Origin of the sequence: Pseudonocardia nematodicida, assembly GCF_040105385.1 — a bacterium.
In the GTDB taxonomy this organism is placed as follows: Bacteria; Actinomycetota; Actinomycetes; order Mycobacteriales; family Pseudonocardiaceae; genus Pseudonocardia; species Pseudonocardia nematodicida.
In genome coordinates, this window is sequence record NZ_JBEDNQ010000005.1 from 160,384 (window position 1) to 182,018 (window position 21,635).

The 21,635-nt window shown below is 72.9% G+C and carries 23 protein-coding genes; 5 read left to right on the forward strand and 18 right to left on the reverse strand.

What is annotated here, in order from left to right; genetic code table 11:
* Positions 1-279 precede the first annotated feature (279 nt).
* Genes WIS52_RS13690 through WIS52_RS13705 form a run of 4 tightly spaced genes read right to left on the reverse strand, consistent with a single transcriptional unit; the run spans position 280 to position 2,829 of the window.
* On the reverse strand, positions 280-1,170 hold the full coding sequence (locus WIS52_RS13690) for a RecB family exonuclease (protein ID WP_349298598.1): 891 nt from the start codon (positions 1,168-1,170) through the stop codon (positions 280-282).
* A gap of 52 nt (positions 1,171-1,222) precedes the next feature.
* Positions 1,223-2,098, reverse strand: a complete 876-nt coding sequence (locus WIS52_RS13695; RefSeq protein WP_349298599.1) for a PHP domain-containing protein — start codon at positions 2,096-2,098, stop codon at positions 1,223-1,225.
* 16 nt (positions 2,099-2,114) lie between these two features.
* Positions 2,115-2,672 carry a PH domain-containing protein gene (locus tag WIS52_RS13700; RefSeq protein ID WP_349298600.1) on the reverse strand — a complete coding sequence of 186 codons (558 nt, stop codon included), beginning with the start codon at positions 2,670-2,672 and terminating at the stop codon, positions 2,115-2,117.
* Positions 2,673-2,676: 4 nt separating this feature from the next.
* The gene (locus WIS52_RS13705; RefSeq protein WP_349298601.1) at positions 2,677-2,829 is read right to left on the reverse strand and encodes a hypothetical protein; all 153 of its coding nucleotides are present in this window, start codon (positions 2,827-2,829) and stop codon (positions 2,677-2,679) included.
* A gap of 355 nt (positions 2,830-3,184) precedes the next feature.
* Here WIS52_RS13705 and WIS52_RS13710 point away from each other — a divergent pair, with 355 nt between their 5' ends.
* A complete protein-coding gene (locus WIS52_RS13710; RefSeq protein ID WP_349298602.1) occupies positions 3,185-3,592 on the forward strand; it encodes an NUDIX hydrolase in 408 nt (135 codons plus the stop codon).
* Positions 3,593-3,609: 17 nt separating this feature from the next.
* On the opposite strand, the gene WIS52_RS13715 is transcribed toward WIS52_RS13710, so the two are convergent.
* Positions 3,610-4,113, reverse strand: coding sequence for a MaoC family dehydratase (locus WIS52_RS13715; protein ID WP_349298603.1), 504 nt, complete (start codon positions 4,111-4,113; stop codon positions 3,610-3,612).
* A 132-nt stretch (positions 4,114-4,245) separates the two neighbouring features.
* Here WIS52_RS13715 and corA point away from each other — a divergent pair, with 132 nt between their 5' ends.
* Positions 4,246-5,352, forward strand: a complete 1,107-nt coding sequence (corA, locus tag WIS52_RS13720; RefSeq protein WP_349298604.1) for a magnesium/cobalt transporter CorA — start codon at positions 4,246-4,248, stop codon at positions 5,350-5,352.
* 54 nt (positions 5,353-5,406) lie between these two features.
* On the opposite strand, the gene WIS52_RS13725 is transcribed toward corA, so the two are convergent.
* The 7 genes from WIS52_RS13725 to WIS52_RS13755 form a co-directional block, all read right to left on the reverse strand.
* The gene (locus WIS52_RS13725) at positions 5,407-6,612 is read right to left on the reverse strand and encodes a class I SAM-dependent methyltransferase (RefSeq protein WP_349298605.1); all 1,206 of its coding nucleotides are present in this window, start codon (positions 6,610-6,612) and stop codon (positions 5,407-5,409) included.
* A 141-nt stretch (positions 6,613-6,753) separates the two neighbouring features.
* Positions 6,754-6,945 (reverse strand): YbdD/YjiX family protein, encoded by a 192-nt coding sequence (locus tag WIS52_RS13730; RefSeq protein WP_349298606.1) that lies wholly within the window; start codon positions 6,943-6,945, stop codon positions 6,754-6,756.
* Between the two features lie 6 nt (positions 6,946-6,951).
* Complete coding sequence (locus WIS52_RS13735) at positions 6,952-9,201, reverse strand: carbon starvation CstA family protein (RefSeq protein ID WP_349298607.1); 2,250 nt, start codon at positions 9,199-9,201, stop codon at positions 6,952-6,954.
* 150 nt (positions 9,202-9,351) lie between these two features.
* Positions 9,352-9,873, reverse strand: a complete 522-nt coding sequence (locus WIS52_RS13740) for a general stress protein (RefSeq protein WP_349298608.1) — start codon at positions 9,871-9,873, stop codon at positions 9,352-9,354.
* A 107-nt stretch (positions 9,874-9,980) separates the two neighbouring features.
* On the reverse strand, positions 9,981-11,174 hold the full coding sequence (locus tag WIS52_RS13745; protein WP_349298609.1) for an acyl-CoA dehydrogenase family protein: 1,194 nt from the start codon (positions 11,172-11,174) through the stop codon (positions 9,981-9,983).
* Between the two features lie 54 nt (positions 11,175-11,228).
* Positions 11,229-12,188: an HpcH/HpaI aldolase/citrate lyase family protein gene (locus tag WIS52_RS13750; protein WP_349298610.1), complete on the reverse strand. Its 960-nt coding sequence runs from the start codon at positions 12,186-12,188 to the stop codon at positions 11,229-11,231.
* Between the two features lie 140 nt (positions 12,189-12,328).
* Positions 12,329-13,255 (reverse strand): PhzF family phenazine biosynthesis protein, encoded by a 927-nt coding sequence (locus WIS52_RS13755; protein WP_349298611.1) that lies wholly within the window; start codon positions 13,253-13,255, stop codon positions 12,329-12,331.
* A gap of 165 nt (positions 13,256-13,420) precedes the next feature.
* On the opposite strand from WIS52_RS13755, the gene WIS52_RS13760 reads away from it, so the two are divergent.
* Both WIS52_RS13760 and WIS52_RS13765 read left to right on the forward strand, forming a co-directional pair.
* Positions 13,421-14,722 (forward strand): magnesium transporter MgtE N-terminal domain-containing protein, encoded by a 1,302-nt coding sequence (locus WIS52_RS13760; protein ID WP_349298612.1) that lies wholly within the window; start codon positions 13,421-13,423, stop codon positions 14,720-14,722.
* On the forward strand, positions 14,715-15,320 hold the full coding sequence (locus WIS52_RS13765) for a DUF1003 domain-containing protein (RefSeq protein ID WP_349298613.1): 606 nt from the start codon (positions 14,715-14,717) through the stop codon (positions 15,318-15,320). The genes WIS52_RS13760 and WIS52_RS13765 overlap by 8 nt, the downstream gene beginning before the upstream one ends.
* Here WIS52_RS13765 and WIS52_RS13770 read toward each other — a convergent pair.
* Positions 15,310-15,792 carry a MarR family winged helix-turn-helix transcriptional regulator gene (locus WIS52_RS13770; protein WP_349298614.1) on the reverse strand — a complete coding sequence of 161 codons (483 nt, stop codon included), beginning with the start codon at positions 15,790-15,792 and terminating at the stop codon, positions 15,310-15,312. The genes WIS52_RS13765 and WIS52_RS13770 overlap by 11 nt on opposite strands.
* An 87-nt stretch (positions 15,793-15,879) precedes the next feature.
* Between WIS52_RS13770 and WIS52_RS13775 the strand changes: the two genes are divergently transcribed.
* The gene (locus WIS52_RS13775; RefSeq protein ID WP_349298615.1) at positions 15,880-17,028 is read left to right on the forward strand and encodes an Mrp/NBP35 family ATP-binding protein; all 1,149 of its coding nucleotides are present in this window, start codon (positions 15,880-15,882) and stop codon (positions 17,026-17,028) included.
* An 81-nt stretch (positions 17,029-17,109) separates the two neighbouring features.
* Here WIS52_RS13775 and WIS52_RS13780 read toward each other — a convergent pair whose 3' ends face one another.
* The 5 genes from WIS52_RS13780 to WIS52_RS13800 form a co-directional block, all read right to left on the reverse strand.
* Positions 17,110-18,366: an aspartate aminotransferase family protein gene (locus WIS52_RS13780; protein WP_349298616.1), complete on the reverse strand. Its 1,257-nt coding sequence runs from the start codon at positions 18,364-18,366 to the stop codon at positions 17,110-17,112.
* Between the two features lie 235 nt (positions 18,367-18,601).
* Positions 18,602-19,531, reverse strand: coding sequence for an AEC family transporter (locus WIS52_RS13785; protein ID WP_349298617.1), 930 nt, complete (start codon positions 19,529-19,531; stop codon positions 18,602-18,604).
* Between the two features lie 70 nt (positions 19,532-19,601).
* Positions 19,602-20,273 (reverse strand): GntR family transcriptional regulator, encoded by a 672-nt coding sequence (locus tag WIS52_RS13790; protein WP_349298618.1) that lies wholly within the window; start codon positions 20,271-20,273, stop codon positions 19,602-19,604.
* 32 nt (positions 20,274-20,305) lie between these two features.
* A complete protein-coding gene (locus tag WIS52_RS13795; protein WP_349298619.1) occupies positions 20,306-21,034 on the reverse strand; it encodes a maleate cis-trans isomerase family protein in 729 nt (242 codons plus the stop codon).
* A 66-nt stretch (positions 21,035-21,100) separates the two neighbouring features.
* The gene (locus WIS52_RS13800; protein WP_349298620.1) at positions 21,101-21,601 is read right to left on the reverse strand and encodes a DUF3830 family protein; all 501 of its coding nucleotides are present in this window, start codon (positions 21,599-21,601) and stop codon (positions 21,101-21,103) included.
* Positions 21,602-21,635: the final 34 nt, after the last annotated feature.

The window sequence follows — 21,635 nt, forward strand, 5'->3', positions numbered from 1 at the left end:
TGCCGGCCCCACCCGCGGCACCGCCCAGCCCGCGCCGCGAACCGGCGCCGGGCACCGGATCCCGCCCGGCCGGAGCCACCGCCCCGGGGCGGCCTGCCGGGGTCCGGCCCGGAGCCGGCGGGCCGTGCCGCGCGGGCCGGGTCGGCGCCTCCGCCGCACCGGGGTCGGAGGGCATGCCGCTCCGGCGCGCGGGGCCTCCCGGTGGACGCGGACCGGCCCCGTCGCGCGGCCCGGGACGCCGCGCTCCGGGGGCGCCCGGCAGCGGGTCGCGGAAACCGGTCACGGGACGAGCAGCTCCCACGGCCGCGGCTCGGACACCGCGGCCCGGCCGTCGGGGCAGTGCCGCCGTACCGGGCAGGTCCCGCAGTGGCCGCCGGTGCGCGGCGGGAACAGCAGGTCGGGGTCTCCCCCGGTCCGGACGGCGGCGGTGGCCTCCGCGGCGTCCGACGCCGACGCCTCGGCCGCCGCGACGTGCGCACCCAGCGTGACGTCGTCGTGGGTGAACCCGGCGACCCGTCCGGTCGGCACGTGGTGCAGCTCCACCCGCTCGCACCGGCGCCGGAACACGTGCGCGGCCGCGACCGCGTAGAGCGCCAGCTGGCGTGAGTCGCGGGCGTCGTCCTCGGTGGGGACGCGCCGGCCGGTCTTGAAGTCGACGACGGTGAGCGCGCCGTCGTCGGCGGGGTCGGAGTCGAGCCGGTCGATCCGCCCCTCCACGAGCAGCCCGCCGACCGGTGCGCTCACCCACCGCTCGACGGCGACTGGCTCGGCCGATCCGGCCGGGCCCGCGGCGGCGGCCGCCAGCCAGTCCTCGGCCCGCTCCCGGTACCGCGCCTCCTGGGCGTCGTCGGCGAAGCCCTCGCCGGACCAGTGCCGCCGGACGAGCGCGGCCGCCTCCACCGGGGTGCGCCGGTGCGCGGGCAGGCCGGCGAGCGACCGCAGCGCCAGGTGCACGACCGCGCCGAGCGTGGTGTGCGCGAACGCGCCGCCGCGCGCCGGAGGCGGTGAGTCCACATGCAGCATCCGGTAGCGGCGCCGGCAGGTGTCCCAGGTGTCGAGGCGGGCCGGGGTCACCCGGTGCAGGGCCGCCGCACCGAAGTCCGGGTCCAGCAGGTCGAGGCCGAGCTGGCCGTTCGGGCTCCCGGAGTCGGGCGGGGTTGTCCGGGGCATCCACCCACGGTACCGCGCGGATGATCGCCGACGGTCACGACGCACCCACGCCTCAGGCCCCCACCACCGCCACCCCGTGCGCCCGTGCGACGAGCGTCTCGAACACCTCGGGGTCGGTGGTCTCCGCGGCGAGCGGGGTGGTCTTGTTCGTGCCGTGGTAGTCGCTGGAGCCGGTGGCCAGCAGGCCGTGCTCGGCCGTGAGCCGGCGCAGCAGCGCCCGGTCCTCGGGCCCGTGGTTCGGGTGGTCGACCTCGACCCCGCCGAGCCCGCGCGCCGCCAGGTCGACCAGCACCGAGGGCTCCACCACCCGGCCGCGGACGCGGGCCAGCGGGTGCGCGAACACCGCCACCCCGCCGGCCGTCGCGATCATCTCGACCGCGGTCTCCACCGGGGTGTCGGCGCGCGGCACGTAGTACGGGCTGTCGTTGTGCAGCAGCTCGGCGAACGCCTCGTCCACCGACCCGACGACGCCCGCCGCCACCAGCGCGCGGGCCAGGTGCGGCCGGCCGGCGCTGGCGCCCTCGGGCAGGTGCGCGAAGACGGTGTCGACGTCGACCGGGTAGCCGTCGGCGGCCATCCGGCCGATCATCCGGTGCAGCCGCTGCACCCGCTCGGTGCGCAGTCGCTCCTGCTCGGCGACGATCGCCGGGTGCTCCGGGTCGAACAGGTAGCCGAGCAGGTGCACCGAGCAGCGCGGCTCGCCCTCGCGCCCGGTCGGGCTGAGGCAGGAGAACTCGGCCCCGCGGACGAGCCGGAGCCCGGGCGGGCACGCGGCGACCGCCTCGGCCCAGCCGCCGGTGGTGTCGTGGTCGGTGATCGCGACGACGTCCAGTCCCGCGGCGCCCGCGGCACGGACCAGCCCGGCGGGCGAGTCGGTGCCGTCGGAGGCGGTGGAGTGGGCGTGCAGGTCGATCACGGGCGGGACCATCGGGGCAGGCTAACGCCTACCGCCGCCAGCGGGGCTTCGCCAGCATCCCGGTGGCGCGCGTCTTGCCCTTCTCGCCGAACACGAGCTCGGAGAGCGCCTCGTAGATCTCCTCCGGCCGGGGCATGAAGTCGATCTGGTTGAGCGCCTGGATCTGACCCGCGGACTCGACGACCATCGTCCCGTAGCCGAGCATGCGCCCGGACAGGGTCCGCCGGAACGTCAGGTCGGTGACCTTGCCCAGCGGCATCATGCCGACGTTGTGCACGATGATCCCCTGGGCGATCATCACCCGCTTGTCGGTGATCACGATCCGTTCGATCCACCACAGGATGGTGAGCGCGGTGAACCGCAGCACCGCCACCAGCACCAGGTAGAACGACAGGTTGTCGATGACGACGGTGACCTCGCGGGCGACCTCGGTCTGCGCGAAGAGGACCTGGGTCCCGACCACGACCAGGATGAAGGTCGCCGTCTGGGTCATGTGCTTCGCCATGACCGCCCAGTGCTGGCGCACGCGGATGACCCGCCGCTCCGTGGGGAGCAGGTACTCGTCGATCTCCCGGGGCGCGAGCACGGGGTCAGATCAACGAGGTGACGAACGTGGAGACCGACTGCGCCGCGTCGTAGAGGATGTTGCCGACGTTCGAGACCGAGTTCGCCGCCGCGCTCGGAGCGGTGATCACCAGGAAGATTCCCAGTGCCACAGCGATCAGGATCAGGAGCCTGCGCACGTTATCCGCCCATCCGTTCCGGCCCGTGGGGACTTACCTCGTATGTGGTACCTGACGTCACACCGACGCCGGTACCGGCCACCCGAGCAGCGTACCGTCATTCCGGATGACCGACTGTAGCCGACACGTCCCCCGACTAGGCGGATTCCGGCGCACGGGTCGACGGACGGCACCCCCGATCGGCGCAGCGTACACCCGCTCCGACCAGCACCGATGCGGGTGGCGGCCGCTCGTCCGGGTCCGCGGGCGGATCCGCGCCCGACCGACCGTTGATCGAATCGTGCTTGCGTTGTCGCACAACCGCCCTGCCACCGACACCGGAGCGACACCCGGCCGCGGCGTACCGTCGCTCCGGATGACGGTCCGTAGCCAGCACATCGCCTGCGTCGGGGGAATCGTGTTCGACCCGGACGGCCGGCTACTGCTGGTGCGCCGGGCGAACGAGCCGGGCCGCGGCCTCTGGTCGGTGCCCGGCGGGCGGGTCGAGCCGGGCGAGGACGACCACACCGCCGTCGTCCGGGAACTCGCCGAGGAGACCGGGCTGGTGGTACGGCCGGGCCCGCTGGTGGGCGTGGTGCACCGCGGCCCCTACCGGATCGCCGACTACCTGTGCACCCTCGCCCCCGGCGGCCCTTCCGAGCCGCACGCCGGGGACGACGCCGACGACGCCCGGTTCGTCGACCGGGCCGGTTATGCGGGACTCGACGTCGTCGACGGTCTCACCGAGACGCTGCACGGCTGGGACGTCCTCCCCCGCCGCTGACCGGCGCGCCGTGCGGCTCAGGCCTGCGGGACCGGGCGGCCGGGCTGCTCGCCACCACGGGCGTCGCCGTAGGACCGCGTCGGCACCATGACCTTGCGGCGGAACGTGCACACCACGGTGCCGTCCTGCTTGTAGCCGCGGGTCTCGACGTACACCACGCCGCGGTCGTCCTTCGACCTCGACGGCGTCTTGTCCAGCACCTCGGTCTCGCCGTAGATGGTGTCACCGTGGAAGGTCGGCTTCGTGTGCTTGAGCGACTCGACCTCGAGGTTGGCGATCGCCTTGCCCGAGACGTCCGGCACGGACATGCCCAGCAGCAGCGAGTAGACGTAGTTGCCGACCACCACGTTGCGCCCGAAGTCGGTGGTCTCCCCGGCGTAGTGGGCGTCCATGTGCAGCGGATGGTGGTTCATCGTGAGCAGGCAGAACAGGTGGTCGTCGTACTCGGTCACGGTCTTGCCGGGCCAGTGCTTGTAGACCGCACCGACCTCGAACTCCTCGTAGTAGCGCCCGAACTGCATCGTTCACGCTCCCGTCGCCTCACGATCGTTTTCGGGGGTAACCTATCGGCCGGTCCGCGCGCGGACGGCTGCACGACCGGTCGGACACGTCACACCCCCGCCGGCCGGAGAGGTACGGAAGGTGGGTCCGCGGTGTCGCCCTCGCTCTCCCGGCTCCGCACGACACGGGTCCGCCGGGCGGCGCGCGCCGCCGCCCGGGCCGAGGCCCACCGTCCGCTCTCGCCGCTGCGGGTGCCGCTGTCGGCCTACGTCGTCGACTGCGCCGTCTACGTCGACGGGGTCCGGCTCACCGGCCGCTGGACCCACGACGAGGCGATCGCCGAGGTCCGCGAGCGCGGCGAGGGCTTCGTGTGGATCGGGCTGCACGAGCCGGACGCCGAGCAGATCTCCGGGGTCGCCGAGACCTACGGCCTGCACGAGCTGGCCGTCGAGGACGCGGTGCACGCGCACAACCGGCCCAAGCTCGAGCGGTACGACGAGACGCTGTTCATGGTGCTCAAGACCGTCCGCTACGTCGGTCGTGACGACCCGACGACGGCGAACGAGATCGTCGAGACCGGCGAGGTGATGGCGTTCCTGGGCCGGGACTTCGTCGTCACCGTCCGGCACGGCCGGCACACCGGGCTGCGCGACGTCCGCCGCCGGCTGGAGGACGACCCCGAACAGCTGGCGCTGGGGCCCGCCGCGGTGCTGCACGCCATCGCCGACCACGTCGTGGACTCCTACATCGAGGTGGTCCGGCAGATCGAGGGCGACCTCGACGCCGTCGAGGCCGAGGTCTTCTCCCCCGGTTCGCCGATGAACCCCGAGCAGATCTACGTGATGAAGCGCGAGATCCTCGACCTGCGCCGCGCGGTCATGCCGCTGGTCGGGCCGATGCGCAAGCTCTCCGAGGGCTACAGCGCGCTGGTCCCGCACGAGGTGCGGTCCTACTTCCGCGACGTCGACGACCACCTCGGCGGCGTCGCCGAGCAGGTGGCCGGGTTCAACGAGCTGCTGACCACGCTGGTCGACGCGGTGCTGGCGAAGATCAGCATGCGGCAGAACAACGACATGCGGAAGATCACCGCCTACGCCGGCCTGATCTCCGTGCCGACGATGGTCGCCGGGGTCTACGGGATGAACTTCGACATCATGCCCGAGCTGCACTGGGACTTCGGCTACCCGATGGTGCTGCTGGTCATCGCGACCATCTGTACGCTGCTGTACCGCAACTTCCGCCGCAACGGCTGGCTCTGACGCCGGCGACGGGCCGGCGGTGCCGGGACCCCGCCGACGGGCCGGACTCCCGGCTCAGACCCGCGGCGTGCCGGTCGGCGGGGTCGGCGGCTCCTCCTCGGGATGCGCCGGGCGCGGCCGGCGGATGCCGAGCCGCCGCCGGCCGTTCCCCGGCCTCGCCCCGCCCCCACCGGCCCTCCGGCCGCCGTCGTCGCCGTCGGCGGGATCACCGCTGTCGTCGCCGCCGCCGAGGTCTCCGTCGTCGACATCGTCCTCGCCGCCGGTGCCGGCGCGGGTGTCGTCGTCCTCGGCGCCCTCGTCCTCGCCACCGGCGGCCGGGCGGCCGTCCTCGTCGAGGTCGTCGGGCAGCTCGTCGGCGTAGCCCGGGTCCTGCGGGCCGCCGTCGTCCACCGCGGCGGGCCCGTCCTCGGCCGGCGCCTCCTCCGGAGGCTCCCCGGCCGCCGGGGCGGGCTCGCTCCGCGGCCGGAACCCGGCCGCGGCCAGCACCGACGCCGCGGCGCGCGCCTGCCGTCGTTCCCCCACGACGTCCGGCTCGTCGGGACGCCGTCCCAGGAACGTGTGCACCAGGTGCTGCTCGAGACCGCCGACGGTCTGCACCCGGACGTCGTCGAACCCGGCCCGCTCCATCTTGTGGGTCATCACCGAGGGCCCGCCGGCCGCGCCGATCCGCTTCGTCCGGTAGCGGGCCAGGTCGGCGACGCCCCAGCGCATCGCGGCCATCGGCACCAGGTACGTCCAGGCCGCGGTGGCCCAGCGCATCCGCCCGCGCGCCCCGCCGACGGCGTAGTCGTGCACCGCCAGCGGCGCGCCCGGGGCCAGCAGCGACAGCAGCAGCCGCAGACCGTGCTCGGCGTCGGGCAGGTTCGAGACCAGGTAGGACGCCAGGATCCCGTCGAACGGCCCCTGGACACCGGCCTCGGCCAGCGTCTCGAGCCGGGAGTGGACGAACGTCACCCGGGGCGACCAGTTCTTCCGCCGGGCGACGGCGAGCATCTCGGTCGAGGCGTCCACCGCCACCACCTCGGCGCCCTTCACCGAGGTCAGCAGCGCCTCGGTGGAGATCCCGGTGCCGCAGCCGATGTCGAGCAGCCGCAGCCCCGGGCCGTCGCCCAGCCCCATCCGGGACGCCGAGACCCGCAGGTGCGTCCGGTAGCCGGGGATCGACCCGACGAAGGCGTCGTACCCGGACGCGCCCCGGCCGTAGGCGCGGTGCACCGTGGGAGGGCGGATCTCGTCGCTCTGCCACGCATCGGCGTTCACGCCGTGATCCTCCCCCGCCGACCACCCGCGCCGGAACCCGACGCGCCCGGCCGGGTGGTCGTACGAGGACTCCGCGTTATCAGCGCCCAGGTTCGTTCCGCGAGCTTCTCTCAGCGCCCAGGTTCGTTCCGCGAGCTTCTCTCAGCAGCACCGGCCCTGCGGGTTCCGCTCCTGGTGCTCGGTCCGGGCGCGCCAGTACTCCCGCTCGGTCATCGGCGGGTGGGTGTGCCCGGCGCGGCGGTGGTGATCGAGGTAGCGGTCGTACTTGTCCGCCCCGATCACCCCCCGCCAGAAGCGGTTCAGGCTCCGCAGCCGGTCCACGAGGTCAGCCATCGCCGATCAGTGCCCCGCCCGGACCGTCGTCCCGACCTTCCCCGCCCACTCGGACTCCAGCTCCTTCTCCGCCGGCGTCGCGATCATGCCGGACGGCGCGTAGATCTTCGACGGGATCTCGTCGGCCTCGAAGCCCGGCCGGCCGCCCATCCGGATCGACGTCCAGGCCGCCAGCACCGCGGTGACGATCACGATGATCGCCAGCGTCACGAACAGGATCGACAGCGTGCCCTGGACGAAGGTGTTCCGGACGACCGCGGCCATCGCCTCCGGTGTCCCGGCGTTGCCGAAGCTCGTCTCCCCCGCGGCGATCGCGTCCCGGAACGCGACGTGCTGCGCCCAGTACCCGATCGCCGGCTTCGGCGAGAAGATCTTGTACATCGACGCCGTGATCGTGACGACCGCCGCGAACGCCAGCGGGACCGCGATGATCCACAGATATCTGACGTGCCCGCGCCGGGCGGCGATCGCCAGGCAGACGGCGAGCGCGATCGCGGCGAGCAGCTGGTTGGCGATGCCGAACAGTGGGAAGAGCGTGTTGATCCCGCCGAGCGGGTCGGTCACGCCCATCACCAGGATCGCGCCCCAGCCACCGACCATCAGCGCCGTGCAGATCCAGGCCCCGACCCGCCACGAGGTGTCGCGGAACTTCGGGACGACGGTGCCGATCGCGTCCTGCAGCATGAAGCGCGCCACCCGGGTACCGGCGTCCACCGCGGTGAGGATGAACAGCGCCTCGAACATGATCGCGAAGTGGTACCAGAAGCTCATCATGCCGGGACCGCCGATGAACTGCTGCATGATGTTCGCGAGCCCGACCGCCAGCGTGGGCGCGCCGCCGGTCCGGGAGACGATCGACTCCTCGCCGACCAGCGCCGCGGTCGTCGCGAGCTGGTCCGGTGTCACGTCGACGCCGGTCAGCCCGAGCGAGTTCACGAACAGCGCCGCACCCTCGACGGTGCCCTCGGTCAGCGAGGCCGGGACGTTCATCGCGAAGTAGAGCCCGCGGTCGATGGACAGCGCCGCGACCAGCGCCATGATCGCCACGAACGACTCCATCAGCATGCCGCCGTAGCCGATGAATCGGGTCTGGCGCTCCTTCTCGACCAGCTTGGGCGTGGTGCCCGAGGAGATCAGCGCGTGGAACCCGGACAGCGCGCCGCAGGCGATGGTGACGAACAGGAACGGGAACAGCGACCCGGCGACGATCGGGCCGTCGTCCCGGCCGGCGAACTCGCTGAAGGCCGGGGCGTCGATCTCCGGGCGGACCACGATGATCGCGACCGCGAGCAGGACGATCGTGCCGATCTTCATGAAGGTCGACAGGTAGTCGCGGGGGGCGAGCAGCAGCCAGACCGGCAGCACCGCGGCCACGAAGCCGTAGACGATGATGCCCCAGGCGATCGTCGTCCGCTCCAGGGTGAACAGCGCCTGGCCCCACTCGGTCTCGGCGACCCAGCCGCCGGCCACGATCGCTCCGATCAGCAGCGCGAAGCCGATCCAGGAGACCTCGGAGACCTTGCCCGGGCGCAGGAAGCGCAGGTAGACGCCCATGAACAGGGCGATCGGGATGGTCAGCGCGACCGAGAAGACACCCCACGGGCTCTCACCGAGGGCGTTCACGACCACCAGCGTGAGCACCGCGATCAGGATGATCATGATGCTGAGCGTCGCGACCAGGGCCGCGGTGCCGCCGACCCTGCCCAGCTCCTCGCGGGCCATCTGGCCGAGCGAGCGCCCGCCGCGGCGGGTGGAGAAGAACAGCACCAGGTAGTCCTGCACCGCACCGGCCAGGACGACCCCGACGATGATCCAGATCGTGCCGGGCAGGTAGCCCATCTGGGCCGCGAGCACCGGGCCGACCAGCGGGCCCGCGCCGGCGATCGCCGCGAAGTGGTGTCCGTAGAGGACGCGCCGGTCGGTCGGGACGAAGTCCTGGCCGTTCTCGGCGTACTCGGCAGGGGTGGCCCGCCGGTCGTCCGGCCGCAGGAGCTTGTCCTCGATGTAGGTCGAGTAGAAGCGGTAGGCGATCAGGTAGGTCGCCACCGCGGCGAACACGAACCAGATCGCGTTCACCGTCTCGCCGCGGACCAGGGCGATCATCACCCAGCCCAGGCCGCCCAGCAGCGCGATCGTCGCCCAGATCGCGATCTTGAGCGGGGTCCACGCCCGCCGCTCGCGCAGCAGTACGTCCTCGTCCACCGCGGCCGGCGGGAGTTCCTGCCCCGCAGCGCCGCCGCCTGACACCTGTGTCATCGCGCGTCCTCTTCCGGTCTGTCCGACGCGCGAACTATAGGCATCTCACTGCGCAATGCAACGATCGACCGGACGGGTACCGCCGAGCACGGCCGCCGTCGCCCGTTCGGGCGACGGCGGCCGGAGTGGTCGTCGTGCTGCGGGGCCCGGTCAGAAACCCCCGCCCGGGCCGCCCATCGCCAGCCGGGCCAGCATCTCGCGGGCCTTCTCCGCGTTGCGCGGCTCGCACAGGACGTCGTACCGGCCCGCCACCATCTGGCTCGACGACTGGAAGTCCCGGCGCCCCCGGCTCGCGCCGTAGCCGACGGCGGCGAACACCATCCCGAACACCGCGCCCGAGGCGAGACCGACCACGATCGGCCAGAAGCTCCCGTCGGGCGAGAACAGCGACAGCAGCAGACCGACGAACAGGCCGAGCCAGGCGCCCGACGCCGCCCCGGAGGCCAGGACACGGCTCCAGGTCAGGCGGCCGATGACCCGCTCGACCAGCATCAGGTCGACGCCGACGATCGTCACGTCCCGCACCGGGAAGTCCGAGTCGGCCAGGTGGTCGACGGCCCGCTGCGCCTCCTCGTAGGTGGCGTAGGAGCCGACCGGCCACCCGGTCGGCGGGGTGGGCAGCTGCGGCAGCCCGGGTGCCGGCCGTGGCTGTCCGCCGAAGGGGTTGGTCATGACGCTCTCCTCGCTCCCAGCATGTTCCTACCACCGGTGCAACGGTCGAGCGCCGTCCGGCGTGCCCAGGGAGCCTAGCGACGACCGCTACGTCACGTTCGCCGGTGCTACCGCAGCTTGTAGTCCCGCAGCAGACCCTTCGAGATGATCGTCTTCTGGATCTCCGAGGTCCCCTCCCCGATCAGCAGGAACGGGGCCTCGCGCATCAGCCGCTCGATCTCGTACTCCTTGGAGTACCCGTACCCGCCATGGATGCGGAACGAGTCCTCGGTGACCTCCTTGCAGTACTCCGAGGCGAGCATCTTGGCCATCCCGGCCTCGACGTCGTTGCGCTCGCCGCGGTCCTTCAGCCGGGCCGCATTGACCATCATCAGGTGCGCGGCCTCGACCTTGGTGGCCATCTCGGCGAGCTTGAAGCCGATCGCCTGGTGGTTCGCGATCGGCGTGCCGAAGGTGGAGCGCTGCTGGGCGTAGGAGACGCCCAGCTCGAAGGCCCGGATCGCGATGCCGCAGGCCCGGGCCGCGACGTTGACCCGGCCGACCTCGACGCCGTCCATCATGTGCGCGAACCCCTTGCCGCGCTCCCCGCCGAGGATCGCACTCGCCGGGAGCCGGAAGCCGGAGAACACCATCTCGGTGGTGTCCACGCCCTTGTAGCCCATCTTGTCGATCTTCCCGGGGACGCGGAGCCCGGGCAGCACCTCGCCGTAGCCCTCGGGCTTCTCGACCAGGAACGTCGTCAGGTTGCGGTGCGGCTTCTCGGAGCCCTCGTCGGTGCGGACGAGCACCGCGGTCAGGTTGGACGTGCCGCCGTTGGTCAGCCACATCTTGGCGCCGTCGATCACGAAGTCGTCGCCGTCCTGCACGGCCTTCGTCTTGATCGCCGCGACGTCCGAGCCCAGGTCCGGTTCGGACATCGAGAACGAGCCGCGGGTCTCCCCCGTCGCCATCAGCGGCAGGTACTTCTCCTTCTGCGCGGCCGTACCGTGCTGGCGCAGCATGTAGGCCACGATGAAGTGGGTGTTGATCACGCCGGAGACGCTCATCCAGCCGCGCGCGATCTCCTCCACCACCAGCGCGTAGGTGAGCAGCGACTCGCCGAGGCCGCCGTACTCCTCCGGGATCATGAGGCCGAACAGCCCCATCTCCTTCATCCCGTCGACGATGTCGGACGGGTACGCGTCGGAGTGTTCCAGGGCCGTGGCGTGCGGGATGATCTCCTTGTCCACGAACTGGCGGACGGTGGACAGGATCTCTTCCTGGATGTCGGTCAGTCCGGCGGTGCGGGCGAGACGGGCCATGGTTCCTCCGTGAACGTCGGTGGTCGGCAGGACGGTGCGCTCGGGGCTGCGGCGCTACGCCTCCGGCGGGGTCCACTTCTCGGTGCGGCTCATGCCGGCCGCCCGGCCCTTACCCGAGATCACCAGCGCCATCTTGCGGCTGGCCTCGTCGATCATCTCGTCGCCGAGCATCACGGCACCCCGCGCGCCACCGGCCTCCGAGGTGAACCACTCGTAGGCGTCGAGGATGTTCTCCGCGTGGTCGTAGTCGGCCTGCGACGGAGCGAACGTCTCGTTGGCCGCGTCGATCTGGCCGGGGTGCAGCACCCACTTGCCGTCGTAGCCGAGCGCGGCGGACCGGCCGGCGACCCGGCGGAACCCGTCGACGTCCTTGATCTGCAGGTACGGCCCGTCGATGGCCTGCTTGTCGTGCGCCCGGGCCGCCATCAGGATCGACATCAGGATGTGGTGGTAGGCGTCGCCGACGTCGTACCCGGGTGGCTGCTCGCCGACGACCAGCGACTTCATGTTGATCGAGGCCATGAAGTCGGCCGGGCCGAAGATGATCGTCTCGACCCGGGGCGACGCGGTGGCGATCGCGTTCACGTTGGTCAGGCCGAGCGCGTTCTCGATCTGCGCCTCGATGCCGATCTTCCCGACCTCGAGGCCGTTGGCCTTCTCGATCTGGGTCATCAGCAGGTCCAGCGCGACGACCTGCTCCGGGGTCTGCACCTTCGGCAGCATGATCGCGTCGAGGTTCGCGCCGGCACCCCCGACCACCTCGACGACATCGGTGAACGTCCACTCGGTCGTCCAGTCGTTCACCCGGACCACCCGGAGCTTCGTGCCCCAGCCGCCCTCGTTGAGCGACTCGACGATGGTGGTCCGCGCACCGGGCTTGGCCAGCGGGGCGCACGCGTCCTCGAGGTCCAGGAACACCTGGTCGGAGTCCAGCGTGCGTGCCTTGTCGATGAACTTCTGGCTCGAACCGGGCACGGCCAGGCAGGACCGCCGGGCTCGCAGAGTGGTGCTCACAGGCGTCGCTCCTCATCGAGTTCGCGGGCGGGTGGGTCGTGACTCCCGCGCCGCCGATGCTGGCACGCCGATCGCGCGGGCGCCCCGTCCAGGTGATTGGTTTCTCACCCGCCGGTGGTCAGAACGGGGTTACCTGCCGGTCACCCCTGTTCGGGAGGCGGGGTCAGCGATCCACTCGCCACCGCGACGACGGAGCCACCGACCCAGGTGCCGACGGCCCGCCCGCGCTCGGTGCGGACCCCCGCGTGCAGCGTCGAGGGCCGGCCCATCTCGACCCCCTGGGTGACGACGAACGGGTGCTCGCCGTCGTCGGGCACCAGGCCCCGGTCAGCCAGGAACACGCCCAGCGCGACAGCCGCGGAGCCGGTCGCGGGGTCCTCGGTGACCCCGGATCCGGGCGCGAACATCCGCGCGCGCACCCGCTCGGCTCCCGCGTCCACCGAGGCCACCAGGACGCCGACGGTGCCCTCCCGGACGGCGGCGATCGCGGCCGCGTCGGGGCGTGCGCGGGCGACCGCGTCCGGGTGCACGAGCAGGATCGCGTACTCCACCCCCGCGGCGGCGACGCCGGGCACCGCGGCGCCGTCGACGTCGTCCGGCCCGAGCCCGACGGCCGCGGCCAGCCGGACCGCGTTGAGCTCCTCGCCGACGGACGGGGTGCCGCCCTCCACCCGGGCCCCGCTGCCGTCGACCCGGATCGGGAGGACCCCGGCGCCGCACTCCTGCAGCCGGTCGCCGTGCCCGATCACGCCGTCGCGGGCCAGCACCCAGGCGGTGCCGACGCTGGGGTGCCCGGCGAAGGGCAGCTCGCGGACCGGGGTGAAGATCCGGACCCGGTAGTCGGCGACGTCGTCCGTGGGCGGGAGCGGGAACGCCGTCTCGGACAGGTTGAACTCGGTCGCGATCGCCTGCATGCGCGCCCCCGAGAGGGCCTCCGCACCGTGCACCACCGCGAGCGGGTTGCCGGCGTAGGCGCGGTCGGTGAACACGTCGACGATGTCGTAGTGGAGGGGATCCGGGGCGGGGACGAACCCCTCGTCGGGGTCGTCGCGGTCGGGCTCGGTCACGCCCGGCGAGCCTAATCGGCCCACTCCCCGCGCCGCCCACGTCACCGGCGTGTCGCCGGGCCGGCCACTGCCGTGTCGCCGGGCGGAGCACTGCCGCGTCGCCGGGCCGGGCACCGTCGTGTCGCCGCCCGCACCCGTCGCCCGGCACCGTTCTACGCTCGAACCATGGCCACGGCTCGGGTGTTCGTCGCGCGCATGGCCGCCCTGGCCGTGTTCGGCCCGGACGGCGAGCGGATCGGCAGGGTCCGCGACGTCGTCGTGTCGTTACGCGTCGACACCCGGCCACCCCGGGTGCTCGGCCTGGTCGTCGACCTGTCCGCCCGGCGGAGCATCTTCGTGCCCATGCTGCGGGTCGCCGACGTCGCGCCCGCCGCGGTCACCCTCGCCACCGGCTCGGTCAACCTGCGGGCCTTCGACCAGCGGCCCAACGAGACCCGGGTGCTGGGCGAGCTGCTCGACACCCCGGTCACGGTCCGCGAGTCCGGGGCCGAGGGCTCCGTCGCCGACGTCGCGATCGAACCGACCCGCACCCGCGACTGGGCGGCGACCCGGGTGGCGGTGCGGTTCCGCCGGACCCGGCTGGCCCGGCGGTCGCGGGTCGAGGTGTTCGGATGGGAGGCCGTCTCGGGACTCGACGTCGCCGGCGCGCAGGGCGCCGACCGGCTGGTCGCGGTCTTCGACTCGATGCGGCCGGCGGACGTCGCCGCCGCGCTGTCCCGGCTGCCCGACGGGCGGCAGCGCCAGGTCGTCGACGCCCTCGACGACGAGCGCCTCGCCGACGTCTTCGAGGAGATGTCCGAGTCCGACCAGCGCGAGCTGCTGTCCTACCTGGACGAGGACCGGGCCGCCGACGTGCTGGAGGCGATGAGCCCGGACGACGCCGCCGACCTGCTCGGCGAGCTGCCCGACGACGAGGCCGGCCGGCTGCTGGAGCTGATGGAACCCGGCGAGTCCGAGCCGGTGCGCCGGCTGCTGCGCTACGAGTGGGACACCGCGGGCGGCCTGATGACCCCGGAGCCGATCACCCTGTCCCCGGACGCGACGGTGGCCGAGGCCCTGGCCCGCATCCGGAACCCCGAGGTGCCGCCGGCGCTGGCGTCGATGGTGTTCGTCGTCCGGGCGCCCACCGCCACCCCGACCGGGCGGTACCTGGGCTGCGTGCACTCCCAGCAGCTGCTGCGGGCGGCGCCGTTCGAGCTGGTCGCCGGCATGGTCGACGACGAGCTGCCGCGGATCGGTCCGGAGGCGGGGCTCGGTGAGGTGACCCGGTGGTTCGCCACCTACAACCTGGTCGCGGGACCGGTGGTGGACGCGGCCGACCACCTGCTCGGCGCCGTGACCGTCGACGACGTGCTCGACCACCTGCTGCCGCAGGGCTGGCGGGACCGGGACCTTGCGACCGCCGACGAACTGGCGACCGCCGGCGAACTCGCGACGGCGGACGTATCGGAGGTGCGCGATGCCTGAGCTCGCTCCCGGACGGCGGCTGGACCAGCCGCTCACCGGTCGTCGCCGGTTCGAGGTGGATCCCGACGGCTTCGCCAGGCTGTCCGAGCGGGTCGCCCGGTTCCTCGGGACCGGGCGGTTCCTCGCCATCCAGTCCGTGGTCGTGGTGGTGTGGATCGCGCTGAACCTCATCGCGTGGCAGATCCGGTGGGACCCCTACCCGTTCATCCTGCTCAACCTGGCCTTCTCCACCCAGGCCGCCTACGCGGCGCCGCTGATCCTGCTGGCCCAGAACCGGCAGGACGACCGGGACCGCATCGCCCTCGACGAGGACCGGCGCCGGGCCGAGCGCACCAAGGCCGACACCGAGTTCCTGGCCCGCGAGCTGGCCGCGCTGCGCCTCGCCGTCGGCGAGACCGCGACCCGCGACTACCTGCGCGGTGAGCTGGAGAAGCTGTCCGAGCAGGTGCGGGACGCCGTCGAGCGGGCCGCCGGGACCGGCGACCACCCGGCCGCACACCCGGAGACCGACGGCCGGCCGGCCGACCGGCGGCGGGGACGCGGGAAGGGCCGCGCGGCCGACGGCACCGCCGGGACGGCCCGCCGCGTCACGGAATGAGCTTGCGGCAGATCCGCTCGAGGTCGGTCAGGTCGTCGTCGTCGAGCCGGTCGGCGAAGTGCCGGCGGACCCCCCGCAGGTGGGTCGTCGCGGCGATCCGCAGGCGCTCGTAGCCGGCCTCGGTGAGCTGGGCGGTGACCCCGCGCCCGTCGCCGACGACCTTCGCCCGGACGACCAGCCCAGCCCGCTCCAGCCGGTCCACCAGCCGGGTCACCCCGGACCGCGACAGCAGCACCGCGTCGGCCAGCTCGGTCATCCGCAGCAGGTGCCCGGGCGCCTCGGACAGCTGGACCAGCACGTCGTAGGCCGCCAGCGAGAGCTGCTGCTCGAGCTCCAGCTCGGTCTCGAGCGTGCGGGTGACGCCGGCGTGCGCGCGCAGGAAGCTCCGCCAGGAGGCGAGCTCCTCACGCGTCGGGACCACCCGGCGGCGTGCCCGGGTCGCGCGTCCCACGGCACCCGAAGCCTCCTCCACCCGGAGGATGGTAGGAGACGCGGGGACGGTCCGGGCAGACACGTAGCATGAGGGTGTCCCCGGCAGGAGAAAGAGGTCGTTGCACCCATGCCCGTCACCGGCAGCACCAGCACGGTCGAAGAGGCGGTGCACGCCGCCCTCGGCACCGTCGAGGACCCGGAGATCCACAAGCCGATCACCGAGCTGGGGATGGTCAAGAGCGTCGCCGTCTCGGCCGACGGGCTCGCCCACGTCGGGGTCTACCTGACCGTCGCGGGCTGTCCGATGCGCGAGACCATCACCTCCCGGGTCACCGACGCGGTGACCCGCGTCCCGGGCGTCGAGCGGGTCGAGGTCGAGCTCGACGTGATGAGCGACGAGCAGCGGACCGAGCTGCGCCGCTCGCTGCGCGGGGACGCCGACGAGCCGGTCATCCCGTTCGCCCAGCCCGGCTCGCTGACCCGGGTGTACTGCGTCGCCTCCGGCAAGGGCGGGGTCGGCAAGTCCTCGGTCACCGTGAACCTGGCCGCGGCGATGGCCCGGGACGGGCTGAAGGTCGGGGTCGTCGACGCCGACATCTACGGCCACTCGGTCCCCCGCATGATCGGTGCCGACGACCGGCCGACCAAGGTCGAGAACATGATCATGCCGCCGCAGTCGCACGGCGTGAAGGTCATCTCGATCGGCATGTTCACCGACGGCAACACCCCGGTCGTGTGGCGCGGCCCGATGCTGCACCGCGCGCTGCAGCAGTTCCTGGCCGACGTCTTCTGGGGCGACCTGGACGTGCTGCTGCTCGACCTGCCGCCGGGCACCGGTGACGTCGCCATCTCCACCGCGCAGCTGGTGCCGAACGCCGAGCTCCTGGTCGTCACCACCCCGCAGCAGGCGGCCGCCGAGGTCGCCGAGCGGGCCGGCGCGATCGCCACCCAGACCCGCCAGCGCCTGGCCGGGGTCGTGGAGAACATGTCGTGGCTGGAGATGCCCGACGGCTCCCGCAACGAGCTCTTCGGGTCCGGCGGCGGGCAGACCGTCGCCGACTCGCTGACCCAGCTCCTCGGCGCACCGGTGCCGCTGCTCGGGCAGGTGCCGCTCGACGTCGCGCTGCGCGAGGGCGGCGACGCCGGCACCCCGATCGTCCTCGGGGAGCCGGAGTCCGCCGCGGCGCAGGCGCTGGACACGATCGCCGGGAAGCTCACCACCCGCGCCCGCGGGCTGGCCGGGATGAGCCTGAACATCTCCCCCGTCGGACGCTGAACATTCGGACGCTGAGCATCACGGCAGAGGCCCCGCACACCGGCCGGTGTGCGGGGCCTCCGTCGTGTCGGCCACCCGTCGCTACGCGAGCGCGTCGTCGAGCGCCTTGGTCCACAGGGCCAGGCCCTCGTCGACCTGGTCTCCGGTCACGACCAGCGGCGGGATCATGCGCACGACGTTGCCGTAGACCCCGCAGGTCAGCAGCAGCAGGCCGTGCTCGGCCGCGGTCGCGTGCACCTTCGCGGCGGTCGCGCCGTCCGGCTTGCCGTCGGCGTCGACGAACTCGATGCCGACCATCAGCCCGCGCCCGCGGACGTCGCCGATCGCGCCGACGCCCTCGGCGGCATGGCGTACGCCGGCCAGCAGCTTCTCCCCCTGCACCCGGGCGTTCTCGACCAGGCCCTCGGACTGGACGACCTCCAGGGTCGCCAGCGCCGCGGCGCACGCGACGGCGTTGCCGCCGTAGGTGCCGCCCTGCGAACCCGGCCAGGCCTTCTCCATCAGCGAGAGCGGGGCGGCGATCGCGGACAGCGGGAAGCCCGACGCCAGGCCCTTCGCGGTCACGATGATGTCCGGGGTGAACCCGTCGGCGTGCTGGTGGCCCCAGAACTTCCCGGTGCGGCCGTAGCCGGTCTGCACCTCGTCGGCGATCACCAGGATGCCGTGGCGGTCGGCGCGCTCGCGCAGGCCGTGCAGGAACGCGGCCGGGGTCGGCACGTAGCCGCCCTCGCCCAGAACCGGCTCGACGATGAACGCCGCGACGTCGGCCGCCGGGGCGGTGCTGGCCAGCTGCCGGTCGAGCTCGGCGAGCGCGAAGGCGACGGCCTGCTCCTCGGACCAGCCGTACCGGTAGGCGAACGGGAACGGCGCGAACGCGACGCCGCCCATCATCGGCCCGATCCCGGCGCGGATCTTCGCCCCGGAGGTGGTGAGCGCCGCGGCGCCCATCGTGCGGCCGTGGAACCCGCCGTCGAAGGCGACGATCGTCGACCGGCCGGTCGCCTGCCGCGCCAGGCGCACCGAGGCCTCGACGGCCTCCGAGCCGGAGTTGACGAAGAAGACCGAGTCGATGCCCGCCGGCAGCACCTCCCCCATCCGCTCGACCAGCGTGAGCAGCGGCTGGTGCATCACGGTCGTGTACTGGCCGTGGATGAGCGTGCCGACCTGCTCCTGCGCGGCCGCGACGACCTTCGGGTGGCAGTGCCCGGTGGAGGTGACGCCGATGCCGGCGGTGAAGTCCAGGTGCCGGCGGCCCTCGGTGTCGTAGAGGTAGACACCCTCACCGCGGGCGGCCTGGACCGGGGTGGCCTGCTTGAGCAGCGGGGACAGCTGTGCCATGGGTTCGCAGCTCCTGATCGGTCGAAGATGATCCAGGGTTGTCGAGTTGTCGACAATCTCAGGGAAGCACGCTCGAGCGGCCGAGGGCAAGGCGTTCCCCCACCTCGCTTTACTCTGCACACCCCCACGCGCCACCCCCTGCCGGACGCTCGGTCCGGGCGGTGGTGCGTGGGGGTGTGCAGAGCAAAGGAAGGGTGCGGACACCCCGCCGCACGGGACACGGCGATGATCGTCGTCAGGCCAGCAGTGCCGCGATGACCAGCAGGATCGGGACCGACACGATCGTCGACGCCAGGGCGGAGTCGCGGGCCAGGGTGACCCCGCGTTCGTAGCGGACCGCATAGCCGAAGACGTTCTGCGCGGTCGGCAACGCGGCCAGCACGACCGCGGCGAGCAGCGCCGGTCCGGTGAGGCCGAGCACGCCCGCCGCGAGTGCCCAGGCGATCAGCGGGTGCACCACGTTCTTGATCACGACGGCGATCCACACCGAGCCGGCGCTCTCCCCGGTGCCGGGGAACCGGGCTCCGTACAGCGAGATCCCGAAGGCGAGCAGCATCGTCGGCACCGCGAGGGCCGCGAGCAGCTCGAGCGGCGCGACCAGCGGGCCGGAGAGCGTGAGGCCGGTGGCCGAGACCGTCAGACCGGCGGCGGTGGCGATCGCGATCGGGTTCCGCAGCGGGGCGAACACCACCCGCGCCCAGGACGGAGCCTCGCCGCGGCCGTCCCCGGGGAGCACGTCGAGCAGCGTGGTGAACAGCGGCGTCAGCACGGCGAGCTGGAACAGCAGCACCGGCGCGACGGCGGCGGGGTCGCCGAGCACGTAGGTGGCGATCGGGATGCCCAGGTTGCCGGCGTTGACGTACCCGGAGGCCATCGAGCCGACGACCACCTCCCCCGCCGGCCGGCGACGCAGCAGCGCGATCGGGACGAACAGCAGGCAGGCGAGGAGACAGGTCACCGTGGTGACGATCAGCCCGCCGGAGAAGATCGCGCCGATGTCCGCCCGCGCGATGGTGACGAACAGCAGGGCCGGCGACGCGACGAAGAACGCGAGGCGGGCCAGCACCCGCGCGCCCTGGTCGCCGAGCAGCCGCCCGCGCCCCAGGACGTACCCGACCACGATGACGACACCGATGACCAGGAAACCCTCGAGCACGCCCGCCACGCACCGGTATGTTACGTATGCCAACGACCGGGTGGTGTGCTAAGCGCCGGGATTCACATTCCGGACCACCTCACGCCGCCGGCGGCATCGCCCCCAGGATCCGCGCCACGGCGTCGTCCATGTGCGCCTGCAGGCGGTCCAGCAGCATCTCGGTGCGGCCGTCGCGCAGCGCGTCCCGCAGCAGCTCGTGCTCGGCCACCAGGTCCGGGGCCGGCGGGGCGGTCTGCTGGAACGCGGCCAGGCACATCCGCGTCTCGACGAGCAGCCCGTCGGTCATCCGGCGCAGCCGCGGGCTGCCGGACGCCGCGACCAGCGCCGCGTGGAAGTCGTGGTCGGCGTCGGCGAGCCCGACCGCGTCCCCGGCCGCCGCGGCGGCGCGCATCGCCCCCAGCGGGATCTCCAGCGCGACGACGGCCGAGGACCGGTCGCCCGCCAGCACCTGCAGCGCCGCGGCCCGTTCGACGGCGGTGCGGGCCAGGTAGACGTCCCGGACGTCGTCGGGTCCCAGCTCGCGCACGAACAGGCCGCGGTGCCGCTCGCTGCGCAGCAGCCCCTCGGCGACCAGCCGCTGCATCGCCTCGCGCAGCGGTCCGCGGCTCACCCCGAGACGGCCGGCGAGCTCCACCTCGCCGAGCTGGGCACCCGGCGGGAACGTGCCACGCATGATCGCCGCACGGATCCGGTCCGCGACGATCTCCGCCGTGGACCGCCGGCTGACCGGCTCCAGGTCGTCGGCCGCCACTGCTCGCCCCGGACCCACGGTTCCCACTGCCGTCACCCCTTCCGGAACAGTGTCCCGAGACCCGGGCGGTCGAGGTCCGCTCCGGCCAGCCGCAGGCCCTGCCAGATGCTCACCTGGTTGGCCGTCAGTACCGGCCGGCCCACCCGGTGCTCCAGCGCGTCCAGGATCTCGACGGTGTGCAGCGCGGTGTCGGGCAGCAGCACGGCGTCGGCCTGCGGCGCGTCCGACGCGACGGCCCCGGCGAAGTCCAGCACGGTCCCGTTCGGCAGTGTCCCCACCTCGGCGGCGGTGATGATGTCCCGCGCGGAGACGGTCAGCACCGAGATGCCGTGGTGGGTCAGGAACTGCACGAAGGCGCCCGCGACGTCCGGGGGATAGGTCGCGCCGAGGGCGACCGAGCCGATGCCGAGGCGCCGGCAGGCGTCGACGAACGCGAACGACGTGCTCGACGCCGGCACCCCCGCCGCCCGCTCCAGCGCCGCGGCCTGCCGCGCCGCACCCTCCGGGCCGAAGATGAAGCTGCCCGAGGTACACGCCCAGACGATCGCGTCGAGCGGTCCGGACTCCGCGGCCACCCGCCGCGCACCCTCGGCCAGGACCTCGTCGCCGCCGATGTCGAGCAGCGCGTCCTCGCGGTGGGCGTCGACCTTCATCTCGGTGTGCACCAGCGGCAGGGTGGCGCCGTCGGTGAGGAGCTTCTCGGCGCGCGGGTAGTCGTCCTCGGCGGAGAAGCCCGGGTACAGGATCCCGACCGTCCTCATGTTGTCGACAATCCTACAGAGCTGGGGCGCAACGCAAGGCTCACCCGACTCAAAGGCTCACCCGACTCATTCGGGCAGCCGCGAGTAGACCAGGCGCTCGCCGATGCTCCCGGCCCGCCACACGTCGTGGCAGGCGGTGGCCATCGCGTCCAGGCCCTCGACGATCGTGGCGAACACGTTGCCCGGGACCCAGCCGACGTCGCCGTTGAGCAGCAGGTTGTTCCGCCCGTAGAAGATCGCCAGGTCGATCCCGCCGGCCTCGGGGTCGATGCCCTGGTCGTCCTTGAACGCGGCGTCGAGCATCCCGCCGTGGAAGTCGAAGTAGCAGACGTCGCCCGGGATCGGCGTCACGGTCGGGTTCTCCTGCCCGATCCGCGGACCGAACCGGGGAACGATCGTGTAGACCTCGTTGCGGGCGTACTTGGCGTGCTGGACGTCGCCGCCGAGCGGGCCGTCCGCGAGCGCCTCCCAGACCGCCGCGGACGTCCGCGGAGCCTCCTTCTCCAGCAGCTCGGCGGTGCAGCCGACGCCGCGCTTCACGAGCTCGATCCTGATCAGCTTGCTCAACGACAACCCCTCGGACTCCGAATGCGGACAGGTG